The organism is Promicromonospora kroppenstedtii DSM 19349, assembly GCF_000515355.1.
Classification (GTDB): Bacteria; Actinomycetota; Actinomycetes; order Actinomycetales; family Cellulomonadaceae; genus Promicromonospora; species Promicromonospora kroppenstedtii.
On the sequence record NZ_KI911645.1, the window covers coordinates 35,251 to 39,229 of the forward strand.

General features: G+C 72.8%; 5 protein-coding genes. 4 read left to right on the forward strand and 1 reads right to left on the reverse strand.

Annotated elements, in window-relative coordinates; translation table 11 throughout:
- On the reverse strand, positions 1 to 226 hold a 226-nt coding region (locus tag PROKR_RS09410; protein ID WP_281171688.1), incomplete at its 3' end, for an RNA polymerase sigma factor.
- Positions 227 to 544: 318 nt separating this feature from the next.
- Here PROKR_RS09410 and PROKR_RS09415 point away from each other — a divergent pair.
- From PROKR_RS09415 to PROKR_RS09430, 4 genes are read left to right on the forward strand one after another with little or no spacing between them, the layout of a single operon-like run.
- Positions 545 to 1,378, forward strand: coding sequence for a M15 family metallopeptidase (locus tag PROKR_RS09415; protein WP_245605769.1), 834 nt, complete (start codon positions 545 to 547; stop codon positions 1,376 to 1,378).
- A 43-nt stretch (positions 1,379 to 1,421) separates the two neighbouring features.
- Entirely contained in the window at positions 1,422 to 2,300 is an 879-nt protein-coding gene (locus tag PROKR_RS09420; RefSeq protein WP_084800344.1) for an ABC transporter ATP-binding protein, read from the forward strand.
- Positions 2,297 to 3,088, forward strand: coding sequence for an ABC transporter permease (locus PROKR_RS09425; RefSeq protein ID WP_084800345.1), 792 nt, complete (start codon positions 2,297 to 2,299; stop codon positions 3,086 to 3,088). The genes PROKR_RS09420 and PROKR_RS09425 overlap by 4 nt, the downstream gene beginning before the upstream one ends.
- Positions 3,089 to 3,125: 37 nt before the next feature.
- A complete protein-coding gene (locus tag PROKR_RS09430; RefSeq protein ID WP_036962497.1) occupies positions 3,126 to 3,908 on the forward strand; it encodes a MerR family transcriptional regulator in 783 nt (260 codons plus the stop codon).
- Positions 3,909 to 3,979: the final 71 nt, after the last annotated feature.

Below are 3,979 nucleotides of genomic sequence, written 5' to 3' on the forward strand. Positions count from 1 at the left end.
CGTCGCCCGCGCCGGCCGGGGCGGGATGGGTCCCGACCCGGTCGGCCAGCGCCGTGCGCCGGTGCTGGGCGCGCACCTGGTTGGCCAGCACGCGGCGGGCGACGGCCAGGAGCCAGGCGCGTGGGTGGTCCGGCAGCTCGCCCTTGCGCCACGCGATCGCGAAGACCTCGGCCACGACGTCCTCCGCCTCGGCGGCGGGGAGCCGTGCACGGGCGTACCGGTACACACCGTGCGCGTGCGTCGCGAAGAGCTCCTCGGTGCGTTCGGGCGACAGCGTGCCCGGGACGACGCGATGCGGCTCGGTGTTGGTGGCCAGGGCGGACTCCGGTGTGCCGATGGTGGTCAGGGACGAACAGCGGTCAGGGACGACCGGGGAGCGAGGGGTGGTCGGGGACGAACGGCGATCGGGAACGACCGGATTCCCGATCGATGCTTACGAACGGTGGGTGTCCGGCGTCGTCGCGGCCATGTCATTCGGCAGGTGTGACCCGCGTCACAGTGCGTGGCTGGGATGCCGTGCCTGCCGCCGAACACCGACCGGGTTGTGACCATCTTCCTGGACCGCCGGCCCCTGCCACGTATCGCCGTCGTCATGCTTGCCGCCGCGCTCCTCCTCGCGGGGTGCGCGTCGGGCGCGGCTCGCGCGACGTACGAGACGTCGGCCTCGCCCGGGCCGAGAGCGGGAGCGGAGGGTTCGGCGGCGAACGGCGTGGCTGCTGATGGTGGGACCGTCGCGGGTGCGACTGTCGACGAGTCCGCGGATGCCCCCGCCGAGGCCGTGCCCGGCATCGACCTGGCAGCCCACTCGCCCGCGGACCCGGCGAGCCCGTGGGTGGTCGTGAACAAACGGGTGGCCGTCGACCCGGTCGACTACGAGCCGGACCTGACGACGGTCCGCGGCTATCTCGTGCGCCCTGACGTCGCCCCTGATCTCACCGCGCTCCTTTCCGCCGCCGAGGCCGACGGTGTGCACCTGACGCTCCGCAGCGCCTACCGCGGCTACTCGAAGCAGGCCGCGGTCTACGAGGGCTGGGTGGCGCAGCTCGGGCGGGCGCAGGCCGACGCGGTGTCGGCGCGGCCGGGCCACAGCGAGCACCAGACCGGCCTGGCGGTGGACGTGGGCGGCAGTAGCCGGCCGGCGTGCGACTTCGAACCGTGCTTCGGCGACACGCTCGAGGGCCGGTGGGTCGCCGAGCACGCCGGGAGCTTCGGCTTCCTGGTCCGGTACACGCCGGAGAACAAGACCGTGACGGGGTACGCCCCGGAGGCATGGCACCTGCGCTGGGTCGGCCGTGACCTGGCGGAATACCTGAGCGAGACCGGCCTGAGCACACTGGAGGAGGTGTTCGACGTGCCGGGCGGGGACTATGGCCGCTGACGGACTTGACCTTGCCGTAGCGGCAACCTTGCACGCTGCGGTCATGACCACTTCAAACAGGGCGGCCCCGAAGACGCCGCCCGTATCGGCTCCCGGCACCGCGATCGCGGTGGTCGGGCTGCGCAAGTCCTTCGGGGATCACCACGTGCTCGGCGGTGTGGATCTCACCGTGCCCGTCGGCACGGTCTACGCCCTCCTGGGGCCGAACGGCGCGGGCAAGACCACCATGGTGAACATCCTGTCCACGCTGCTCACGGCCGACGCCGGGGAGGTCCGCGTGGCGGGCCACGACGTGCGTCGGGCGCCGGGCCAGGTGCGGTCGGCGATCGGTGTGACGGGGCAGTTCTCGGCGATCGACATGTTCCTGACCGGCCGCGAGAACCTCCGGCTCATGGCTGACCTGTCGCACCTCGACCGGCGGGGTGCCGCCCGGGACGTCGCGGCCCTGCTCGAGCGGTTCGACCTGGTCGAGGCCGCCGACCGTCGGGCCCTGACCTGGTCCGGCGGCATGCGGCGCCGCCTGGACCTGGCGATGACGCTCATCACCCGGCCGCGCGTCATCTTCCTCGACGAGCCGACCACAGGCCTCGACCCCCGCAGCCGTCGCGAGGTCTGGGACGTGGTGCGGGAACAGGTCGCCGACGGCGTCACCGTGCTCCTGACCACCCAGTACCTGGAGGAGGCGGACGCCCTGGCCGACCGGGTCGGCGTGCTCGACGCCGGAACCCTCGCGGCGGAGGGGACGCCCGGCGAGCTCAAGGCGCTCGTCCCCGGCGACGGTACCAACCTCGACGACGTCTTCCTGGCGCTCACGGGCCACGCCGCGAGTGCCGTCGACCCCGCCGACCCCACCGGCGCAGTCGCCCCCGCGGACGGCATTGCCCCCACCGACCTCACGGAGAAGGAGACGACCGCACGATGATGCCCACCTACGTCGTCCGCGACTCGATGACCATGCTGCGCCGCAACCTGCGGCACCTGAGCCGCTACCCGTCGCTGGCGGTCATGCTGATCGCCATCCCGGTCGTGTTCCTGCTGTTGTTCGTCTACGTGTTCGGCGGCACGCTCGGCGCGGGACTCCCGGTCCACGGCGGGGGCACGCGCGCCGACTACCTCACTTACCTGGTCCCGGGGATCTGGATCATGACCGTGTCCAGCGTCGCGAACGGGACGGCGGTCGCGGTCGCCATCGACCAGACGGGCGGGATGTTCGCCCGGTTCCGGACCATGGACATCTCCCGCGTCTCGGTCCTGGCGGGGCACGTGCTCGGCGCGGTGATCCGGACCGTGCTGGCCCTGGCGGTGATGATCGTGGTCGCGGTGCTCCTCGGGTTCCGGTCCGACGCCGGCCTCCCGGGCTGGCTCGGCGCCGCCGGACTGGTGCTCCTGCTGGCGTTCTCGTTCACCTGGCTGACCGTCGCGATGGGGCTGGCCGCGGGCAGCATCGAGACGGCGAGCAACACCCCGCTCGTGCTGATGGTGCTGCCTATCGTCAGCAGCGGGTTCGTGCCCACCGAGCAGATGCCCGTCGGGCTCCGGCAGTTCGCCGAGCACCAGCCGTTCACGCCGATCATCGAGACCCTGAGATCCCTGACCTCGGGTGCGCCGGTCGCGTCCGAGGGCTGGTTCGCCGTCGGGTGGTGCGTGGTGATCGGGGCGGTCGGATACCTGTGGTCCCGGCGCCAGCTCGGCCGGGTTCCGACGAGGTAGGCGCGGATGGACGTACTCGGGAGGAGACACTAGGGCGATGCTGACCATCGGCCAGGTCGCGGCGTACGCCGGCGTGACGGCGCGCACCGTCCGGCACTACCACGCCGTCGGACTGCTTCCGGAGCCCGAGCGCGACCATGCCGGGTACCGCCGGTACGGCGCGCAGGCGGTCGTGGACCTGATCCGGGTCAGGGCCCTGGCCGACGCCGGAGTCCCGCTGGCGCGGGTCCACGACCTCCTGCGGGCGGACGAGGCGGAGTTCGCGGCCGCCGTCGCCGAGATCGATACCCGGCTCCGGTCGGAGATCGAGGAGCGCGAGCGGCACCGGGAGCGCATCGCCCGGCTCGCCGCCGGGGACAGCCTGGCCCTGCCGCCGGAGGGCGCTGCCTACCTCGACCGGTGGCGTGCGCTCGGCATTCCCGAGCGGGTCGTCCAGATCGAGCGCGACAGCTGGATCCTGTCCCTCGCCGCGTACTCGCGGGAGGAGATCGCCACCGCCATGGCGAACAAGAGCCGGCTGCTGGACGACGCCGAGTTCGTCGACGTCCTGCGCGCGATCAGCGAGGGGATCGACTGGGAGCCGGACGACCCGCGGCTGCCCGGGCTGGCCGACAAGGTGGCGGCCGTTCTCGACCGCCACGCCGAGTGGTCCGGCGACGGGTCGGGCGAGATGGAGCGCGCGCTCGTCGAGCAGTTCGACTCGATCGCGCTGGATTCCATCCCCGCGGGACGCCGGCTGGAGGCGCTGCTGGAGGACCGCGGGTGGTCCGGCTGGACCCGCCAGAAGCGGGTTGCGCCGCGGGCCGCCGCCCGCGAATGAGTCGAGCACACCGGTTGCTGCCACGACGGTGGCTCCAGGGCAGCAACCGGTGTGCTCGCCGTCGGCGGGCC